Origin of the sequence: Streptomyces solitudinis (assembly GCF_036323765.1) — a bacterium.
Classification (GTDB): domain Bacteria; phylum Actinomycetota; class Actinomycetes; order Streptomycetales; family Streptomycetaceae; genus Streptomyces.
This window is the reverse complement of record NZ_JAZDCW010000003.1, coordinates 186,735-206,250: the sequence shown is the minus strand read 5'-3', so window position 1 is coordinate 206,250 and position 19,516 is coordinate 186,735. Positions and strand designations below refer to the sequence as shown.

Sequence of the window (19,516 nt, the reverse complement as noted above, 5' to 3'; positions counted from 1 at the left end):
GACGCCGGGCGCCGCCACGGGCCGGCACACCACGGGAGGTCCCGCCACGGGCCGGTACCGCCACAACGGCCCCACCGCGGTCGGCGCCACGGAGAAACGCCCCCTCGCAAGTCCCCCCACGGGCTCGCGAGCGGGGCGTTTCCCGCTTCCCCGTCGGTGATTCCCCCCACGGGATCACGACCGGGCGCATGTGCCGGACGCGCACACCGGTGGGCCGCTCAGGCGCCGGGTGCGCCGGTCCAGCGTGGCGCCGGCTCCGCCGGGTGCCGCCGCCACCCGATGAGACCGGCCGGGCCCGGACGAAGTTGTACGCCGCACGCGTGAGCCGCGTCACACCCGCGGCACACGCGTCCGGCCCCGGTCGGGAGGGACCGGGGCCGGACGGGGAAGCGGGGCCGCCGCGGGGCGACGGCGTGGTTCAGCGCTGCTCCACCGGAACGTAGTCGCGCTCGACGATGCCGGTGTAGATCTGGCGCGGACGGCCGATGCGCGAGCCCGGCTCCTTGATCATCTCGTGCCACTGGGCGATCCAGCCCGGCAGCCGGCCCAGCGCGAACAGCACGGTGAACATGCTCGTCGGGAAGCCCATGGCGCGGTAGATGAGGCCGGTGTAGAAGTCCACGTTCGGGTAGAGGTTGCGCGAGACGAAGTAGTCGTCGCTGAGCGCGTGCTCCTCCAGCTTGAGCGCGATCTCCAGCAGCTCGTCGGACTTGCCGAGCGCCGAGAGCACGTCGTGGGCCGCCGCCTTGATGATCTTCGCCCGGGGGTCGAAGCTCTTGTAGACGCGGTGGCCGAAGCCCATGAGGCGGACGCCGTCCTCCTTGTCCTTCACCTTGCGGATGAAGGTGTCCACGTCCCCGCCGGAGCGCTGGATCTGCTGGAGCATCTCCAGGACGGCCTGGTTGGCCCCGCCGTGCAGCGGCCCCCACAGCGCGCTGATGCCCGCCGAGATGGAGGCGAACATGTTGGCCTGCGAGGAGCCGACCAGCCGCACCGTGGAGGTGGAGCAGTTCTGCTCGTGGTCCGCGTGCAGGATCAGGAGCTTGTCCAGGGCGCTGACGACCACCGGGTCCAGCTCGTACTCCTCGGCGGGCACGGAGAACGTCATGCGCAGGAAGTTCTCGACGTAGCTGAGGTCGTTGCGCGGGTACACGACCGGGTGACCCACGGCCTTCTTGTACGCGTACGCCGCGATCGTCGGCAGCTTGGCGAGCAGCCGGATCGTGGAGATGTGGCGCTGCTGCTCGTCGAAGGGGTTGTGGCTGTCCTGGTAGAAGGTGGACAGCGCGCTGACGACCGAGGAGAGCATCGCCATCGGGTGCGCGTCCCGGGGGAAGCCGTCGTAGAACCGCTTGACGTCCTCGTGGAGCAGCGTGTGCTGGGTGATCTCCCCGCGGAAGGCCGCCAGCTCGTCCACCGTCGGCAGCTCGCCGTGGATGAGCAGGTACGCCGTCTCCAGGAACGTCCCGCGCTCGGCGAGCTGCTCGATCGGGTAGCCCCGGTACCGCAGGATGCCCTGCTCGCCGTCGAGGAAGGTGACGGCCGACCGCACACCGGCCGTGTTGCCGTACCCCGCGTCGAGCGTCACCAGGCCGGTCTGGGCCCGCAGCTTCCCGATGTCGAAGCCGTTGTCCCCGACCGTGCCCTCCACCAGCGGATAGCTGTACTCCTCGCCCCCGTGGCGGAGCACTACCTCTTTGGTGTCGTTCTCGCGGTTCTCGCGGTGTTCGCTCACGTCATCCCTCACCGACGTCGTGCCTCTTCTTCGAGGTTCAGTGGTTGAAATCGAGGTGCCCTGACCCCTCCCACTTTCCCCCACTTGATGCCGCGCGGTGCACTCGGGGTCGGCCAGAGGGCTCTGTGATGGCACGCAGTGCCGTGCCGCCTGAACGCTACGCTCCGGCGGCCGGACCGCGCAATCGATGATCGAGCATCGTGTGCCGCCGCCCCGCCGAAACGGCCCGGACCGCCTGGGCCAGCGCCCGGCGGGAGCCCACCAGCACGACGAGGCGCTTCGCCCGGGTGACGGCGGTGTAGAGCAGGTTGCGCTGGAGCATCATCCACGCCCCCGTGGTGACCGGGATCACCACGGCCGGGTACTCGCTGCCCTGGGAGCGGTGGATGGTGACGGCGTAGGCGTGGGCCAGCTCGTCCAGCTCGTCGAAGTCGTAGGTCACCTCCTCGTCCTCGTCGGTGCGCACCGTCAGCGTCTGCTCCTCCGGGTGCAGGGCCGTCACCACGCCGACGGTGCCGTTGAAGACGCCCGCCGCGCCCTTGTCGTAGTTGTTGCGGATCTGCGTCACCTTGTCCCCCACCCGGAAGACCCGTCCGCCGTAGCGCTTCTCGGGGACGTCCGGGCGCGCCGGGGTCACCTCCTGCTGGAGCAGGCCGTTGAGCGCCCCCGCCCCGGCCGGTCCCCGGTGCATGGGCGTGAGGACCTGCACGTCCCGGCGCGGGTCGAGGCCGAACTTCGCCGGGACGCGGCGCGCGGCCACGTCCACGGCGAGCCGCCCGGCCGCCTCAGTGTCCTCCTCGGGGAAGAGGAAGAAGTCCGCCAGGCCCCGGGTGAGCGGCGGCTGCCCGGCGTTGATCCGGTGCGCGTTGGTGACGACGCCGGACTGCTGCGCCTGCCGGAAGACGCGGGTGAGCCGGACGGCGGGGACGGGGCCGCCCTCGGCGAGCAGATCCCGCAGCACCTCCCCGGCGCCGACGGACGGGAGCTGGTCCACGTCCCCCACCAGCAGCAGGTGGGCGCCCGGCGGCACCGCCTTGAGCAGCTTGTTCGCCAGCAGCAGGTCCAGCATGGACGCCTCGTCCACCACGATCAGGTCCGCGTCCAGCGGACGCTCCCGGTCGTAGGCCGCGTCCCCGCCCGGCTTCAGCTCCAGCAGCCGGTGGACGGTGGACGCCTCGGCGCCGGTCAGCTCCGCGAGCCGCTTGGCGGCCCGCCCGGTGGGCGCGGCCAGCAGCACCGTGGCGTTCTTGGCCCGCGCCAGCTCCACCACCGAGCGCACGGTGAAGGACTTGCCGCAGCCCGGACCGCCGGTCAGCACCGCGACCCTCTCGGTGAGCGCGAGCCGCACCGCGTCCCGCTGCTCGGGCGCCAGCTCCACGCCGGTGCGCGCGGCCAGCCAGGCCAGGGCCCGGGACCACTCCACCTCCCGGAAGGCGGGCAGGCGGTCCTCGGCGGTGTACAGCAGCCGCCGCACCTGCGCGGCGAGCGACGTCTCGGCCCGGTGGAACGGCAGCAGGTAGACGGCGGTGAGGGTGCCGGACGCGTCCTGCGGGTCCGGCAGCCGCTCCCGCACGACGCCCTCCTCCTCACCGGCCAGCTCGTCCAGGCACTCGATGACCAGCCCGGTGTTCACCTGGAGGAGCTTGACGGCCTCCGCGATCAGCCGCTCCTCCGGCAGGAAGCAGTGGCCCTGGTCGGCGGACTGCGACAGGGCGTACTGGAGCCCGGCCTTCACCCGCTCCGCGCTGTCGTGCGGGATGCCGACGGCCCGCGCGATGCGGTCGGCGGTGAGGAAACCGATCCCCCACACGTCGGCGGCCAGCCGGTAGGGGTGCTCGCGGACGACACCGACTGACGCGTCCCCGTACTTCTTGTAGATCCGCACGGCGATGGACGTGGAGACGCCGACGCCCTGGAGGAAGACCATCACCTCCTTGATCGCCTTCTGCTCCACCCACGCGGCGGCGATCCTCGCGGTGCGCTTGGGGCCGAGCCCGGGCACCTCGGCCAGCCGCCGGGCGTCGGTCTCGATGACGTCGAGGGTGTCCACCCCGAAGTGGTCCACGATGCGCTCGGCGATGCGCGGCCCGATGCCCTTGATCAGGCCCGAGCCGAGGTAGCGCCGGATGCCCTGGACGGTGGCGGGCAGCACGGTCGTGTAGTTCTCCACGGTGAACTGGCGGCCGTACTGCGGGTGGGAGCCCCAGCGGCCCTCCATCCGCAGCGACTCCCCCGGCTGCGCGCCCAGCAGCGCCCCGACGACGGTCAGCAGGCCGTCGCCCCCGTGGCCCGCGTCCGCCCTGCGCTGCGGCGCGACGCGGGCCACGGTGTAGCCGGTGTCCTCGTTGGCGTACGTGACGCGCTCCAGGACCCCTTCGAGCACGGCGGGCTGAAACGACATGTCACCGACCGTAACCCCCGCCACCGACACCCGGAACCCCGGCGGCCCCCCGCGCCGGGGTTCCGGTGCTCAGGCGGCGGGCAGCGCACCGGACGGCGGCACGGGGCGGGCCGGGCGCCTCACGTCGCGTGGGCGCGGTAGCGCTCGACCGTCTCGGCCAGCACCTCGCGGCCGTCGCGGCCCCACAGCTCCTCGTTGAACAGCTCCACCTCGATCGGCCCGGTGTACCCGGCGGCGTCCACCCGGGCGCGGAACCAGCGCAGGTCCACCGCGCCGTCGCCGAGCTGGCCGCGCCCGTTCAGCACACCGGCCGGGAGCGGGGTGACCCAGTCGGCGAGCTGGAAGGAGTGGATGCGGCCCTGCTCGCCCGCGCGGGCGATGTCCGCGGCCACCCGGTCGTCCCACCACAGGTGGTAGGTGTCCACGACGACCCCGACCTGCTCGGCGGGGAAGTGCCCGGCGATGGAGAGCGCCTGGTCCAGGGTGGAGACGACGCAGCGGTCGGCCGCGTACATGGGGTGCAGCGGCTCGACGGCCAGCCGCACGCCCCGCCCGGCGGCGTAGGGCGCCAGCTCCCCGAGCGCGTCCGTGACGCGCTCGCGCGCGGCGTGCAGGTCGCTCGCGCCCGGCGGGAGGCCGCCGCAGACCAGCACCAGGGTGTCGGTGCCGAGCGCCGCCGCCTCGTCGACGGCGGCCCGGTTGTCGTCCAGGGCCGCGCGCCGCGCGTCCGGCTCCACGGCGGTGAGGAAGCCGCCCCGGCACAGGGTGGTGACGGTCAGGCCCGCCTCCCGCACGAGCCGGGCCGCCGCCTCCACCCCGTACCGCTGCACGGGCTCGCGCCACAGCCCCACCCCGGTGACGCCCGACGCGGCGCAGGCCGCGACGAGTTCGGGCAGGGAGAGCTGCCGGACGGTCATCTGGTTGATCGAGAACCGGTTCACGCGTCCACCCCGTGCAGTGCGAGGAGCCGCCGCATCCGGGTCTCGGCGCGCTCCGGGTCGGGGAACAGGCCGAGCCCGTCGGCCAGTTCGTAGGCCCGTGCCAGGTGCGGCAGCGAGCGGGCCGACTGGAGGCCGCCGACCATCGTGAAGTGCTCCTGGTGCCCGGCCAGCCAGGCCAGCAGGACGACGCCCGTCTTGTAGTAGCGCGTCGGCGACTGGAACAGGTGCCGGGCCAGCGGGACGCTCGGGTCCAGCAGCGCGCGGAACCCGGCGGTGTCCCCGGTGTCCAGGACGCGGACGGCCTCGGCGGCCAGCGGCCCGAGCGGGTCGAAGACGCCGAGCAGGGCGTGGCTGAACCCGCGTTCGTCCCCGGCGATCAGCTCCGGGTAGTGGAAGTCGTCGCCGGTGTAGCAGCGCACCCCGTCCGGCAGGCGGCGGCGCAGCGCCGTCTCGCGTCCGGCGTCCAGCAGCGAGACCTTGACGCCGTCCACCTTGTCGGAGTGCTCGGCGATGACGGCGAGGAACGTCTCCGTCGCCGCGTCCAGGTCCGCGCTGCCCCAGTAGCCGGTGAGCGCGGGGTCGAACATCGGCCCGAGCCAGTGCAGGATCACCGGTTCGGCCGCCTGCCGCAGCACGTGGCCGTAGACCTCGGCGTAGTCCTCGGGACCGCGGGCGCGGGCGGCCAGGGCGCGGGAGGCCATGAGGATCGCCTGCGCGCCGGCCCCCTCCACGAGCGCGAGCTGCTCCTCGTACGCCGCCCGCACCTGCTCCAGCGTGCCCCCGGCGGCGGGGAGCTGGTCGGTGCCGGCGCCGCAGGCGAGGTGGCCGCCCACGGCGCGGGCCTCGGCGGCGGAGCGCCGGATCAGCTCGGCGGCGGTGGGCCAGTCCAGGCCCATGCCGCGCTGCGCGGTGTCCATGGCCTCCGCGACGCCGAGCCCGTGGGACCACAGGTGGCGGCGGAAGGCGAGGGTGGCGTCCCAGTCGACGGCCGCGGGCCCGTCCGGGGTGGTGTCGGCGAGCGGGTCGGCGACGACGTGCGCGGCGGCGAGGACGGTGCGGGAGACCAGCGGCTCCGCCGTGCCCGCCGCGTCCCCCGGGGCGTGCGCGGCGGGGGCCGGGCGGGGGTGGTAGGGGCGCAGCGTGCCGTCCCCGTCGGGCAGGCGGATCACCGGCCCGGCTCCGTCCCAGCCGCGGCGGCCAGCGCCTGCGGGGCCGGCGCCTCCCGGGAGGGTCCGTCCGGGGCGGGGGCCGCGGGGGCGACCGGCGCGGGGACCTCCGGCACCGCCAGCTCGGGCACGTCCAGGCGGCGGCCCTCGGCGGCGGACCGCAGGCCCAGTTCCGCGAGCTGCACGCCGCGCGCACCGGCCGCCAGGTCCCAGGTGTAGGGCGTGTCCAGGGCGACGTGGCGCAGGAACAGCTCCCACTGGGCCTTGAAGCCGTTGCCGAACTCCGCGTTGTCCGGCACCTCCTGCCACTGGTCGCGGAAGGTCTCGGTGACGGGCAGGTCGGGGTTCCACACCGGCTTCGGCGTCGCCGAGCGGTGCTGGACGCGGCAGGAGCGCAGGCCCGCGACGGCGGACCCCTCGGTGCCGTCCACCTGGAACTCCACCAGCTCGTCGCGGTGCACCCGCACCGCCCAGGAGGAGTTGATCTGCGCGACGACCCCGCCCTCCAGCTCGAAGAGGCCGTAGGCGGCGTCGTCCGCGGTGGCCTCGTACGGCTCGCCCCGCTCGTCCCAGCGCCGCGGCACGTGGGTGGCGACGTGCGCCTGCACGGTGCGGACCCGGCCGAACAGCTCGTGCAGCACGTACTCCCAGTGCGGGAACATGTCCGTGACGATGCCGCCGCCGTCCTCGGAGCGGTAGTTCCACGACGGGCGCTGCGCGTCCTGCCAGTCGCCCTCGAAGACCCAGTAGCCGAACTCGCCGCGCACGGACAGGACGCGGCCGAAGAAGCCGCCGTCCAGGAGCCGCTTGAGCTTGAGCAGTCCCGGCAGGAACAGCTTGTCCTGGACGACGCCGTGCTTGACCCCGGCGGCGCGGGCCCGTGCGGCCAGGTCCAGCGCCCCGGCGAGGCCGGTGGCGGTCGGCTTCTCGGTGTAGATGTGCTTGCCCGCCGCGATGGCCTGGTGGAGCGCGGCCTCGCGGGCGGAGGTGACCTGGGCGTCGAAGTAGATGTCGATGCTGTCGTCCGCGAGGACGGCGGCCAGGTCCGTGGAGACGGCGTCCCGGTCGAGCCCGTGGCGCTCGGCCAGCGCGCGCAGGGCGTGCTCGCGGCGTCCGACGAGGACGGGTTCGGGCCACAGCACCGTGCCGTCGCCGAGGTCGAGCCCGCCCTCCTCCCGGAGCGCGAGGATCGAGCGGACGAGGTGCTGCCGGTATCCCATGCGGCCGGTGACGCCGTTCATGGCGATCCGTACGACTCTGCGGGTCATGCGGGTGTTCCCTACGGTCGGCGGAAGCGGAGAGGAAGGTCGGGCACAAGCGGATAGTAAGCGCTTTCTACGAGGCAGCACGCTAGCCTGCCGACAGCAACACGGACAAGGGGCGCGCGCCGGGAAGCGCGTCCGGGGCGGAGGCAGGGACATGGCAGTGACGCTGGCGGACGTGGCGGCCCGCGCCGGGGTCTCGGCGGCGACCGTCTCGCGGGTGCTCAGCGGCAACTACCCGGTCGCCGGGGCCACCCGCAGCCGGGTGCTGCGCGCCGTCGAGGAACTGGAGTACGTCGTCAACGGCCCCGCCAGCGCGCTCGCCGCCGCCCGCTCCGACCTCGTCGGGGTCCTGGTCCACGACGTCGCCGACCCGTTCTTCGGCGTCCTCGCCGGCGCGGTGCAGGGCGCGCTCGACCCGCCGGACGGCGTCGGCGGGAAACTCGCGGTCGTGTGCAACACCGGCGGCTCCCCCGAACGGGAGCTGAACTACCTCACCCTCCTCCAGCGCCAGCGCGCCGCCGCCGTCGTGCTCACCGGCGGCGCCGTGGCGGACGCCGCCCACCAGGAGGCGCTGGCCACCCGGGTACGGCGGCTCGCGGCCGCGGGCACCCGGGTCGTGCTGTGCGGGCGTCCGCCCCTGGCGGGCGAGCCCGACGGCGCCCTCACCCTCGCCTTCGACAACCGGGGCGGCGCGCGGCGGCTCACCGAGCACCTGCTCGCGCTCGGTCACCGCGCCATCGGCTGCGTGGCCGGACCACGCGAACGCACCACCACCCGGGACCGGCTCGCGGGCCACCACGCCGCACTGCGCGCGGCCGGGCTGCCCGAGGAGAGCGGGCCCGTGGTGCACGGCGGCTACGACCGGTCGGCTGGCTACGACGGTGCGCGCGAACTCCTGCGCCGCGCACCGGGGCTGACGGCGGTGGTGGCGGGCAACGACACCCTGGCGCTGGGCGTGTGCGCCGCGCTGCGGGACGCGGGCCTGCGGGTGCCGCAGGACGTCTCCGTGGCCGGCTTCGACGACCTGCCCTTCAGCCAGGACGCGGCCCCCGCGCTCACCACGGTCCGGCTGCCGCTCCAGGAGGCCGGGGCGCGGGCCGGACGGCTGGCGCTCGGCGCGGAGGAACCCCCGCCGGGTGCGGTGGCCACCGTCCAGGCGGAGCTGATGGTCCGCGCCTCGACGTCCGCCCCACGGCGGACGAAGCGGCCCACGCCCACCGGCACGGCCCGGGGCTGAGGCGGCGCACGGGACGGCCCCGGTTCCGCCGGGTGGCGGAACCGGGGCCGTCGCGCCGTCAGAGCGCTGCCGTCAGGCCGCCGGGCAGCGCTGACGTCGGGCCGTCGGGCGGGCCGCCGGTCACGGCAGGCCGGGCGGGCGCCGCTCGACCATCGGCCGGTCCAGCTCCGCGTCGTCGGGAGCCGGGGTGTGCGCGGCGGACGCCGTGCGCGGCGCGGGGCCGCCGTCGTCCGGCACCAGCCCGGCCCAGCGCAGGACCGCGTCCGTGGCCAGGGCGCGCTCGTCCTCCGCGAGCTGGGCGATGTTCGCACCGTGGTTGGCGCCGGGCGCCGTGAACAGGTGCGTGTCGTGCGTGCGGGAGCCCAGCCGGAACGGCTCGGCGCCCCACGGGTCCATCTCGCCGTTGACGTAGAGCATCTGCGCGGATCGGGTGCGCACCCACCGGTCGATGTCCTTCATGGCGTGCCGGTCGAAGCGCGGCATCGGGATCTCGTCCGGCACCGCGTGGCGCGGGTGCTGGATGCCGGGGTAGCGCAGCAGGCCCGCGAGGTGCGGGGTGCGCACCGACGGGAAGCCCAGCTCGGTACCGGCCTGGTAGTAGTACGGCGTGTAGGGCGTCATGCCCTGGTCGGTGTAGAAGGCGAACCCGGAGACCGCGTCGAGGTAGTCGTACAGCTCGTCCGTGGTGGCGTCCGGGTCCGGGGCCGCGGCGCAGTCGGCCTCGTCCTGGTACTGGAAGAACGCCCACACCAGGTCGAGCGCCACGACCTCGAAGGCGCGGTCGGCGGAGCCGTACAGGTCGAAGGTGTAGCCCTGCTCCCCGGCCCACGTCTCGTACCGGGCGACGAGTTCGTCGCGCCGCACGAACGCCTCGCGCTGCACGCCGTTCAGCCGCTCCCGGCACTCCTCGGTGGAGACGGTGGCGAAGAACCGGTCGTAGGCGCGGTCGTTGCGGATGTCCGTGTTGTTCGGCGCGACGTAGGCGACGGTGCCGTCCATGTCGTGCGGGTAGAAGCGGCGGTAGTAGGTGGCCGTCATGCCGCCCTTGCTGCCGCCGGTGGCGATCCAGTTCCGGTCGTAGACGCCCCTCAGCGCGGTGTAGATCCGGTGCTGGTCGCTGGCGGCCTGCCAGATGTCCAGCTTCGACCAGTCGGCCGGCTGCGGGCGCGACGGCGTGAAGAACCGGTACTCCATGGAGACCTGGTTGCCGTCCGTCAGCCGCGTCGGCTCGCTGCGGGACGGGCTGGTGTGGAGCCCGTAGCCGGAGGTGAAGAAGACGGTGGGCCGGTCCTCGGACTTGTGGAGGATCGATATCCGCTGGTCGAACGTGCCCCGCCACGGCCGCCGGTGGTCGACGGGCTGCTCGTAGGCCAGGACGAAGAACCGGTATCCGTCGACGGGCTTCTCCTCGATGAGGCTCATGCCCTCGACGGCGAGCAGCCGGTCCCTGATGTCGCCGGTCCCGGCCGTGGTGACGGCCCCCGCCGACGCGGTGCCGGTCCCGGCCGTGCCGATGAGCACGACGAGGGCCAGCACCCATCTGAGCGCTGTACGCATGGAACTCCCCGGAGATGGGTGAGTGGTCAGGTCGCGGCGAACCTACCGACCCGCCGCCTCCGGCACCACCCCTCCTCGCCGGGCCCGCCCCTGACACCGCGTCACCGGCGCGGACCGGATGCCGCGCGGGGCGCCGCGGGCGGGGCCGCACGCGTAGGGTCGGGGCATGGGTGAGGTCTGGGACGGCGCTGCCGCACTGGCGACCGGGCCGCGGGGCATGGCCCTGCTGGCGTTCGACGCGCTCCCCGAGGGGACCGGGACGGCGGCGTACGTGCTGGTCGCCCTGTGGCACGGCGAGGCGCTGCTGCTCGTGCGGGAACGGCGGCGGTGCTGCTGGGAGCTGCCGGGCGGCAAGGTGGAGCCCGGGGAGACGACCCGGCGGGCCGCCGTGCGGGAGCTGCGCGAGGAGACGGGGCAGCGGGTGGACGCCGACGCGCTGGCCTTCGCCGGATACGCGACCACCGCGCTCGGCCCCGGGCGGCAGGTGCTGCGCGGCGCCGTGTACACCGGCACCACCGCCCGCCCCGGCGCCTTCGAACCCACCGAGGAGATCGAGCGGACGATCTGGTGGGACGGCGTCGCGGAGCTGCCCGGCGGGGAGCTGCAGACCGTCGACACGTACCTGGCCGCGCTGGTGCGGCCAGGTACGTGAGAGACGGCCGTGCCCCGGGGACGCCGGGCGCTCAGCCCTCGTAGGTGAGGTTGCGGCCGCTGCCGGGATCGAACAGCATCAGCCGGTCGGGGTCGAACCACACGGTGGTGTCGGCGCCCTCGCGGGCCTCGGTCGCGGCGGACAGCCGGGTGACGAGCTGGGCCGTCCCGCCGGTGGGCACCTCGGCGGACCCGGTGACGTCGGCCAGGTCGGTGAGCTGCTGGGACACCGCGCCCTCGCCCTCCAGCTCGAAGTGGGCGTACTTCTCCGAGCCGAGCGACTCCAGGACGTCCACGCAGCCGGTGAACGTCCGGCCCTCCTCACGGATGTGCCGCTCCACGAGGGCGGCGTCCTCGAAGTGCTCGGGCCGCACACCCGCGATCAGCTCGCGCGGCGCGTCCGCCGACTCCAGGTGGCGGCGCACCCGGTCGGTCAGCGGCACCCGCCCCAGGGGCGTCGCCAGGTGGCCGTCCGCCACCGCCGCGGGCAGGAAGTTCATCGAGGGCGAGCCGATGAACCCCGCGACGAACAGGTTGGCGGGCTGGTCGTACAGGTGCTGCGGCGAACCGATCTGCTGGACGTGCCCGCCCTGGAGGACGACGATGCGGTCCCCCAGCGTCATGGCCTCGGTCTGGTCGTGCGTGACGTACACGGTGGTGGTGCCCAGCCGCTTCTGGAGCCGGGACAGCGCGGTGCGCATCTGGCCGCGCAGCTTCGCGTCGAGGTTGGACAGCGGCTCGTCCATCAGGAACGCCTTGGGGTCGCGCACGATGGCCCGTCCCATCGCCACGCGCTGCCGCTGGCCGCCGGAGAGGTTGGCGGGCCTGCGGTCCAGGTGCTCGGTGAGGTCGAGGACGCGGGCGGCGTTCTCCACCTTCTCCCGCACCGTGGCGTCGGGCACCTTCGCCAGCCGCAGCGGGAAGGCCATGTTCTCCCGCACGGTCATGTGCGGGTAGAGCGCGTAGGACTGGAAGACCATGGCGATGTCCCGGTCCTTCGGCGCGCGCTCGTTCATCCGCGCGCCGTCGATCCGCAGTTCGCCGTCGGTGATGTCCTCCAGGCCCGCCACCATGTTGAGCGTGGTGGACTTCCCGCAGCCCGAGGGGCCCACGAGGATGACGAACTCCCCGTCCCGGATGGTCAGGTCGACGTCCGAGACGGCGAGCGCGCCGTCCGGGTAGCGCTTGGACACGTTGTCGAGGACGATTTCGGCCATGACGGTCACCCCTTCACTGCGCCGGACGTCAGACCGGCGACGATGCGGCGCTGGAAGAAGAGCACGAACAGGATGATCGGAACGGTGATCACCACGGCTGCCGCCGAGATCGTGCCGGTAGGGTCCTCGAACTGGGAGGAGCCGGTGAAGAACGACAGCGCGGCCGGGACCGTGCGCGACGCCTCGGAGGACGTCAGCGAGATCGCGAACAGGAAGTCGTTCCAGCAGAAGATGAAGACGAGGATCGCGCTGGTGAACACCCCGGGCGCGGCCAGCGGCGCGATCACCCGGCGGAACGCCTGCGCGGGCGTCGCGCCGTCCATCTTGGCGGCCTTCTCCAGCTCCCACGGGATCTCCCGGAAGAACGCCGAGAGGGTGTAGATGGCCAGGGGCAGCGCGAAGGTGATGTACGGCAGGATCAGCCCCGGCCAGGTGTCGAACAGGCCGAGTTCCCGCTCGATGTTGAACAGCGGCGTCACCAGCGAGATCTGCGGGAACATGGCGATGAGCAGCGACACCCCGATCAGCGCCCGCTTGCCGGGGAAGTCGAGCCGGGCGACGGCGTAGGCGGCCATCGTGGCGAGCACCACGGCGATGAACGTCGCGATGAGCGCGATGCCGATGGAGTTGACCAGCGCCCGCAGGAACGTGTCGGTGGCGAAGATGTCGGCGTAGTTGCCGAGCGTCCACTCGCGCGGGATGAAGTTGCCGTCGGTGACGGTCTCCTTCGTCTTGAAGGACAGGGAGGCGATCCACAGCACCGGCGTCAGCGCGTAGATCACCACCACGGTGTTGACGAACGCCCAGGCCGGTTTGCGCCGGGACAACGGCTGCGTCGAGATGGCCATCAGCGCTTCCCTCCCGCGTCGCCGCCCGGGGCGGCGGCACCGAACAGCTTCACGAAGGCGAACGCGATGAGGGCGACCGCCACGAAGATCAGCACCGACATCGTGGACCCGATGCCGAGGTTGAGGCCCCGGATGAGGTTGTTGTACGTGATCATCGACACCGAGGACGTGTCGTTGGCGCCCGACGTCAGCACGAAGATGTTGTCGAAGACCCGGAACGCGTCGAGGGTGCGGAACAGCAGCGCCACCAGGATCGCCGGCTTCATCACCGGGACGGTCACCTTCACGAACCGCTGCCAGCCGCCCGCCCCGTCCATCGCCGCCGCGCGCAGCAGGTCGTCGGGGACGAGGGCGAGCCCGGCCATGAGCAGCAGCGCCATGAACGGGGTCGTCTTCCACACCTCGGCGAGGATGATGATGCCGATGGACGCGGCCCGCTCCGTCAGCGGCGCCGCCCCGGGCGTCACGGTCTCGGCCAGGTAGCCGGTGCCCGGCGTCCAGGCGTAGTACCAGGAGAACGCGGCGACGACGGTGACGATGCCGTACGGGATCAGCGTCACCGTCCGCACCAGGCCGCGCGCCAGCAGCGTGCGGTGCATGACGAGGGCGAGCGCCATGCCGAGGACGAGTTCCAGCGCCACGGAGACGACGGTGATGAGCGTCGTCACACCGAACGCCGTCCACCAGTACTCGTTGGTGAGGACGACCGCGTAGTTGTCCAGTCCGACGAACTCCCGCTCGCCCGGGAAGCGCAGGTCGAAGCGGTGGAGCGAGAGCCACACCGAGTAGACGATCGGCCAGCCGGTGACGGCGAGCATCACCAGCGCGGCGGGCGCGCACAGCAGCCAGCCCAGCCGCCGTTCGGCCCTCTTCCCCTCGCTGGCCCCGGCGCGGCGCTTCCCGCCCGCCGTCCCCGGGCCGCCCGTCCCGGGCGCCGGTCCGTCCGCCTTCGCGGAAACCGTGCTCACGGCAGCACCCCCTGGGACTTCAGCGCCGCGTCCAGCTCGTCGCGCAGCTCGTCGGCCGTCCGCTCCGGGTCGATCGCGGACGGCGGCGACAGGATCTTGGCCGTGACCGTGGACAGGTTCTGGTACACCGGGGTGAGCGGTCGCACGGCGGCGTCCTCCAGCGCGGCGCGGATGGTCTCCTTGGGCGGGTACTCGGTCGCCATCGAGGGGTTCTCCACGGGGTCGGCCGGCTTGCCGGGGTCGAGCGGCGTCTCGTCGTCGTAGACGGTCCCGATGCTCGGCGGCAGCCCCGAGCGCAGTGCCTGGTACTTCTGGCTCTCCGCGCTGCGCAGGCACAGCGCCGCCTCGAACGCCTCCGGCTTGTTCCGCGAGTGGCTGCTGACGGCGAGGTTGTAGCCGCCGACGGTGGCCCGGCTCTCCTCCCCCGCCGCGAAGGACGGGTAGCGGGCCCACTTGAAGTGCTCCAGCTCCTGCGGCTTTTCCTGCGCGTAGGAGGCGTAGACGAAGGGCCAGTTGAACTCGAAAGCGCCCTGCCCGCCCTGGAAGGCGAGCCGGACCTCGTCCTCCTGCATGTTGGACAGCGAGGGCGGGGTCAGGCCCGCGCTGGTCATCTCCTTGAGGAGCCGCAGCGCCTCCACCACGCCCTCGTCCACGACGGCCCGCTTGCCGTCCTCGGACAGGAGCTGACCGCCCGCCGAGGCCACCAGGCTGTTGAAGAACACCACCAGGCCCTCGTACTGGGCCCCGGTGAACAGGATGCGGTACGGCTCGCCCTCCTCCTTCAGCCGCCGGGCCGTGCGCAGCATCTCGTCCCAGGTGCGCGGCGGGCGGGGCGTGACGCGCTCGTCGTACCACAGGAGCTGGACGTTCGTGTTCTTCGGAGCCCCGTAGACCTTCTCCTCCCAGACCGCCGTCCGCAGCGGCCCCGGCAGGACGTCCTCGGTGGCCCGCTCACGGTTCTCGCCGGTCCACTCCTCGATCCAGCCGGCCTCGGCGAACTCCGGGATCCAGGTGACGTCCAGCCCGAGCACGTCCAGCCCGCTGTCCTCGGCGGCCAGCCGGCGCACCATCTGCTCGCGCTGCCCGTCCGCGTCGCGCGGCAGCCGGTGGTAGACGATGCGGTAGCGCCCGTCGGCCTGTTCGTTGCACTGGGAGACGACCTGCGGAAGGCTCTCCTCCGGTGAGATGTACAGGTTGACCACGGTGCCGCCGCCGTCGCCGCCGCAGCCCGCCAGCAGCCCCACGGCCAGCAGCGACGCCCCCGCCGCCGCGGCCGTGCGGCGCGGTGGCCGCCCAGCTCTCGTCCTCGCCCACGCTTTCCCCATCGAGCCTCCTTGCCCGCGCCGCCCCGTTTTGGGGATGGCAACCGCATGGCGTGCCGGCGGATGCGCAGCACATTGGAACTGTTTGTGCCACGCGTCAAGCCGTCCACACCCGGCGACAGGCCCGCGTTTACGCCGCACGGGTGACGGGGGGTCACGGCCCCCGCCCGCAGGAGGCGGGGGCCGTGCGGCGGGGACGGGCCGGGCTCAGGCGGGGGCGGGAGCCGCCGCGCCCGTGAAGGTGCGCCACAGCCGCGCGTACCGGCCGTCGGCGGCCAGCAGCTCCGCGTGGGTGCCGTCCTCGACGACCCGGCCGTGGTCGAGGACGATCACCCGGTCGGCGCGGGCGGCGGTGGTGAGCCGGTGGGCGACGACGAGGGTCGTGCGCCGCCCGGCGAGGGCGTCGGTGGCCCGGTTGACCATCGCCTCGGTGGCCAGGTCCAGCGCTGCCGTCGCCTCGTCCAGCAGCAGCACCGCCGGGTCCACGAGCTGGGCGCGGGCCAGGGCTATGAGCTGGCGCTGTCCGGCCGACAGGTTGCGGCCCCGCTCGTCCACCGCGTGCAGGTAGCCGCCGGACAGGGAGGCCACCATGTCGTGCGCGCCCACCGCGCGGGCGGCGGCCTCCACCTCCGCGTCACTCGCGCCGGGCCGCCCGTAGGCGATGGCGTCGCGGACCGTCCCCGGGAACAGGTAGGGCTCCTGCGGCACGACGCCGAGATGGCGGCGGTAGGCGGTGAGATCCAGCTCCCGCACGTCGGTGCCGTCCACCTCGACGGCGCCCGAGGCCGGGTCGTAGAAGCGGGCGACCAGCTTGACGAGGGTGGACTTGCCCGCGCCCGTCTCACCGACGAACGCGACCGTCTGCCCGGCCGGGATGGTCAGGCTCACCCCGTCGAGCGCGGCCTCCGCGAGGGGCGTGCCGTCGGCGGCACGGTAGTGGAAGCTCACGTCCCGGAAGGTGATCTCGCCCTTCGGGCGGGGCGCGGGCCGCGGGTCGGCCGCGGCCGGGGTCGTCGTCTCCTCGTGCAGCAGCTCCTGGATGCGGCCGAGCGAGACGACCGCCTGCTGGTAGCCGTCGAAGACCTGCGAGAGCTGCTGGACGGGGGCGAAGAACAGCTCGATGTAGAGCAGGTAGGCCACCAGCGCTCCGGCGGTGAGCGTGCCCGCCGCCACCCGGTCGGCGCCCACGACGAGCACGGCCGCCGTCGCCAGCGCGGCGAGCAGCTGCACGAACGGGAAGTAGACGGACACCAGCCACTGGCCGCGCACCCGGGCCCTGCGGTAGCCGTCGCTGCGCTCGGCGAAGCGGTCGGCGCCCGTCTCCTCACGGCGGTACGCCTGCACCATGCGCAGCCCGGCCACGGACTCCTGGAGGTCGGCGTTGACGACGCTGACCCGCTCCCTGGCCAGCTCGTAGGCGCGCACGCTCTGCCGCCGGAAGAAGACGGTGCCCAGTACCAGCGGGGGCAGCGCGGCGAAGACGACGAGGGCGAGCTGCACGTCGAGGGCGAGCAGCGCGACCAGGATGCCGAGGAACGTCAGCAGCGAGACGGCGGCGGTGACCAGGCCCGTCTGGAGGAAGCTGGACAGCGCGTCCACGTCCGTCGTCATGCGCGTCATGACGGCGCCGGTGAGGTGCCGCTCGTAGTAGTCGAGCCCCAGCCGCTGGAGCTGGGCGAAGATCTTCACCCGCAGGGCGTACAGGACGCGTTCACCGGTGCGCCCGGTGAACCGCATGGCGGCCCACTGGGCGGCCCACTGCACGCCGACGACGAGCAGGGCCAGGACGGCGGCCGTCCACACCGCGGTGAGCGCCGCCTGGCTCACCCCCTCGTCGATGCCGTGCCGGATCAGGACGGGCAGCGCCAGCATCGCCGCCGCGTCCAGCGCGACGAAGGCCAGCGCGACGGCCAGCGGGCGGCCGAAGCCGCGCAGCAGGCGGCGCAGCCCGTAGGCGCGCTCGTGCCGCTCGGCCTGGGCCTCGTCCACCTCCGGCTGGTCGGTGGCGGGCGGCAGCGCGGCGACCTTGGCCAGCAGGTCGGGGCTGCCGGGGGCGGCGGCCAGCTCGGCGCCCCAGGCCCCGGGCCTGCCGCTCTGCGCGGCCACCATGGCCCCGGTGTCCGCCGCGCTGCCGGACGCGTCGGTGCCGCCCTCGCGCACCCACAGGCCCGGGGTGACGCCGTCCACGGTGGCGTGCTCGTCGCGGGCGGCCTGCCCGGCCGGGTCCCGCTGGACGTCGCCCAGTTCGTCGGGGTCGGTGAGCAGGCGGCGGTACAGGGCGCAGCGCCCGGTCAGTTCCTCGTGCGTGCCGACGTCCACCAGCCGGCCGCGGTCCAGCACGGCGATGCGGTCGGCGAGGGCGAGCGTGGACTGGCGGTGGGCGATGAGCAGCGTGGTGCGGCCGCGCATGACGCCGCGCAGCGCCGCGTGGATCTCGTGCTCGACGCGGGCGTCCACGGCCGAGGTCGCGTCGTCCAGGATGAGCAGCCGCGGGTCGGTGAGGATGGCGCGGGCCAGGGCGATGCGCTGCCGCTGCCCGCCGGAGAGGGTCAGGCCCTGCTCGCCGACGACCGTGTCGTAGCCGTCGGGCAGCTCGGAGATGAACCCGTCGGCCTGGGCGGCGCGGGCGGCGGCGCGGACCTGCTCGTCGTCGGCGTCGGGCGCGCCGAAGGCGATGTTCTCCCGGAGGGACGCGGAGAACAGGAAGCTGTTTTCCGGGACGAGGCCGATGGCCGAGCGCAGGGAGGCCAGGGTGAGGTCCCGCACGTCGTGGCCGCCGACGCGCACGGCGCCGCCGGTGACGTCGTAGTAGCGGGGCAGCAGCATGGAGACGGTGGACTTGCCGCTGCCGCTGGTGCCGACCACGGCCAGCGTCTCGCCGGGGCTGATGCCGAGGCTCACGCCGTCCAGGACGGGGCGCGCGGTGTCGTACCCGAACGTCACGTCCTCGAACTCGACGGACGCCGGGGCGTCGGACGGCAGTGCGTGGGCGTCCGCCCGCTCGGACATCTGCGGCTCGGTGTCGATCAGCTCGTGGACGCGCTCGACGCCCGCCCTGGCCTGCTGCCCGATGGTGAGCATGGCGGCGAGCATGCGCACCGGGCCGACGAGCTGGGCGAGGTAGGTGGAGAAGGCGACGAACGTGCCCAGGGTGATCTGGCCGCGCACCGCCATCCAGCCGCCGAGCGCCAGCATGGCGACCTGGCCGAACGACGGGACGGCCTGGAGCGCCGGGGTGTAGCGGGCGTTCAGCTTCACCGTCCGCAGCCGGGCCGCGTACAGGACGCGGCTGACCGTGCGCAGCTTGTCCGTCTCCTGGCCTTCCTGCCCGAAGCCCTTGACGACGCGGACACCGGTGATCGCGCCGTCCACCACGGAGGCCACCGCACCGGCCTGCTGCTGGGCGTACCAGGTGGCGGGGAAGAGGCGGGTGCGGCTGAGCGAGGCGATCCACCACAGCAGCGGGAAGACGGCGAGCGAGACGAGCGTCAGCAGCGGCGAGAGGATCACCATGACGACCAGCGCGACGACGAACAGCAGCACGTTGCCGATCATCATCGGCACCATGAACAGCAGGCTCTGCACGAGCTGGAGGTCGCTCGTGCCCCGCCCGACGACCTGTCCGGTGGACAGCTCGTCCTGGCTGCGCCCGTCCAGGCGCACGAGGGCCCGGTACATGTCGGTGCGCAGGTCGTGCTGGACGTCCAGGGCCAGCCTGCCGCCGTAGTAGCGGCGGACGTAGGTGAACGCGTAGACGACGACGGCCGCTCCGATGAGCAGCCCGATCCACAGCGGCAGGCTGCCGCGCTCACCCGCCGTGATGTCGTCGATGACGGCCTTGGTGATCAGCGGGACGAGCGCCATGACGCCCATGCCGCCGAGCGAGGCCCCCAGTGCGAGCAGTACGTTCCGCCGGTAGCGCCAGCAGTGGGCCGTCAGCCGCCGGGCCCACCCCGCCTGCCGCTCCCCGTCCCCTTGCCCCGTCTCCGTCCCCGTCACGCCGTGCTCCGCCTTCCCGTCGCCGCACCTGCTGCCGACAAGGCCCAACACCGCGCGTCCGCGATCTCTTCCCGCCCGGCCCGCGGGTCGGCCGACGGCATGCGGAACCGCTTGTTCCGCGTGCCGGGCGGCTCGTGGGGCCGGGGGCCCGGGCACGGGCCGGAGTCCGGCTGCGGGCCCAGGCGCCGGTTCGGGCCAGGCGTCCGCCC

The 19,516-nt window shown here is 73.6% G+C and carries 12 protein-coding genes and 1 pseudogene; 2 read left to right on the top strand and 11 right to left on the bottom strand.

Annotated elements, in window-relative coordinates; genetic code table 11:
- Positions 1–418: 418 nt before the first annotated feature.
- From V1J52_RS08470 to V1J52_RS08450, 5 genes and pseudogenes are all read right to left on the bottom strand, one after another.
- The gene (locus V1J52_RS08470; RefSeq protein ID WP_443075755.1) at positions 419–1,747 is read right to left on the bottom strand and encodes a citrate synthase; all 1,329 of its coding nucleotides are present in this window, start codon (positions 1,745–1,747) and stop codon (positions 419–421) included.
- A gap of 145 nt (positions 1,748–1,892) precedes the next feature.
- Positions 1,893–4,136 carry an SF1B family DNA helicase RecD2 gene (gene recD2 / locus V1J52_RS08465; protein ID WP_330139025.1) on the bottom strand — a complete coding sequence of 748 codons (2,244 nt, stop codon included), beginning with the start codon at positions 4,134–4,136 and terminating at the stop codon, positions 1,893–1,895.
- A gap of 119 nt (positions 4,137–4,255) precedes the next feature.
- Positions 4,256–5,053, bottom strand: coding sequence for a sugar phosphate isomerase/epimerase family protein (locus V1J52_RS08460; RefSeq protein WP_330139544.1), 798 nt, complete (start codon positions 5,051–5,053; stop codon positions 4,256–4,258).
- A 20-nt stretch (positions 5,054–5,073) separates the two neighbouring features.
- The gene (locus V1J52_RS08455; protein ID WP_330139024.1) at positions 5,074–6,246 is read right to left on the bottom strand and encodes a dihydrodipicolinate synthase family protein; all 1,173 of its coding nucleotides are present in this window, start codon (positions 6,244–6,246) and stop codon (positions 5,074–5,076) included.
- A gap of 110 nt (positions 6,247–6,356) precedes the next feature.
- A pseudogene (locus V1J52_RS08450) lies at positions 6,357–7,511 on the bottom strand (Gfo/Idh/MocA family protein); the annotation flags it as partial.
- A gap of 151 nt (positions 7,512–7,662) precedes the next feature.
- Here V1J52_RS08450 and V1J52_RS08445 point away from each other — a divergent pair.
- Positions 7,663–8,745 carry a LacI family DNA-binding transcriptional regulator gene (locus V1J52_RS08445; protein ID WP_330139023.1) on the top strand — a complete coding sequence of 361 codons (1,083 nt, stop codon included), beginning with the start codon at positions 7,663–7,665 and terminating at the stop codon, positions 8,743–8,745.
- Positions 8,746–8,865: 120 nt separating this feature from the next.
- On the opposite strand, the gene V1J52_RS08440 is transcribed toward V1J52_RS08445, so the two are convergent.
- The gene (locus V1J52_RS08440) at positions 8,866–10,302 is read right to left on the bottom strand and encodes a S28 family serine protease (protein WP_330139022.1); all 1,437 of its coding nucleotides are present in this window, start codon (positions 10,300–10,302) and stop codon (positions 8,866–8,868) included.
- A gap of 166 nt (positions 10,303–10,468) precedes the next feature.
- On the opposite strand from V1J52_RS08440, the gene V1J52_RS08435 reads away from it, so the two are divergent.
- Positions 10,469–10,954: an NUDIX domain-containing protein gene (locus tag V1J52_RS08435; protein ID WP_330139021.1), complete on the top strand. Its 486-nt coding sequence runs from the start codon at positions 10,469–10,471 to the stop codon at positions 10,952–10,954.
- 31 nt (positions 10,955–10,985) lie between these two features.
- Here the strand turns inward: V1J52_RS08435 and V1J52_RS08430 are convergent, their stop codons facing one another.
- The 5 genes from V1J52_RS08430 to V1J52_RS08410 form a co-directional block, all read right to left on the bottom strand.
- The gene (locus tag V1J52_RS08430) at positions 10,986–12,170 is read right to left on the bottom strand and encodes an ABC transporter ATP-binding protein (RefSeq protein ID WP_330139020.1); all 1,185 of its coding nucleotides are present in this window, start codon (positions 12,168–12,170) and stop codon (positions 10,986–10,988) included.
- Positions 12,171–12,175: 5 nt separating this feature from the next.
- On the bottom strand, positions 12,176–13,018 hold the full coding sequence (locus V1J52_RS08425) for a carbohydrate ABC transporter permease (protein WP_330139019.1): 843 nt from the start codon (positions 13,016–13,018) through the stop codon (positions 12,176–12,178).
- Entirely contained in the window at positions 13,018–13,986 is a 969-nt protein-coding gene (locus tag V1J52_RS08420; protein ID WP_443075754.1) for a carbohydrate ABC transporter permease, read from the bottom strand. Before V1J52_RS08420 ends, V1J52_RS08425 begins: the two co-directional genes overlap by 1 nt.
- Entirely contained in the window at positions 13,983–15,311 is a 1,329-nt protein-coding gene (locus tag V1J52_RS08415) for an ABC transporter substrate-binding protein (RefSeq protein ID WP_330139018.1), read from the bottom strand. The genes V1J52_RS08420 and V1J52_RS08415 overlap by 4 nt, the downstream gene beginning before the upstream one ends.
- 204 nt (positions 15,312–15,515) lie before the next feature.
- Positions 15,516–19,307, bottom strand: a complete 3,792-nt coding sequence (locus V1J52_RS08410; protein ID WP_330139017.1) for an ABC transporter ATP-binding protein — start codon at positions 19,305–19,307, stop codon at positions 15,516–15,518.
- Between the last annotated feature and the right edge of the window lie 209 nt (positions 19,308–19,516).

Coding starts and splice junctions, on each gene's coding strand:
- V1J52_RS08460 (WP_330139544.1), bottom strand. CDS start 5,053: ATGACCGTCCGGCAGCTCTCCCTGCCCGAACTCGTCGCGGCCTGCGCC.
- V1J52_RS08445 (WP_330139023.1), top strand. CDS start 7,663: ATGGCAGTGACGCTGGCGGACGTGGCGGCCCGCGCCGGGGTCTCGGCG.
- V1J52_RS08425 (WP_330139019.1), bottom strand. CDS start 13,018: ATGGCCATCTCGACGCAGCCGTTGTCCCGGCGCAAACCGGCCTGGGCG.
- V1J52_RS08430 (WP_330139020.1), bottom strand. CDS start 12,170: ATGGCCGAAATCGTCCTCGACAACGTGTCCAAGCGCTACCCGGACGGC.
- recD2 (WP_330139025.1), bottom strand. CDS start 4,136: ATGTCGTTTCAGCCCGCCGTGCTCGAAGGGGTCCTGGAGCGCGTCACG.
- V1J52_RS08440 (WP_330139022.1), bottom strand. CDS start 10,302: ATGCGTACAGCGCTCAGATGGGTGCTGGCCCTCGTCGTGCTCATCGGC.
- V1J52_RS08435 (WP_330139021.1), top strand. CDS start 10,469: ATGGGTGAGGTCTGGGACGGCGCTGCCGCACTGGCGACCGGGCCGCGG.
- V1J52_RS08415 (WP_330139018.1), bottom strand. CDS start 15,311: ATGGGGAAAGCGTGGGCGAGGACGAGAGCTGGGCGGCCACCGCGCCGC.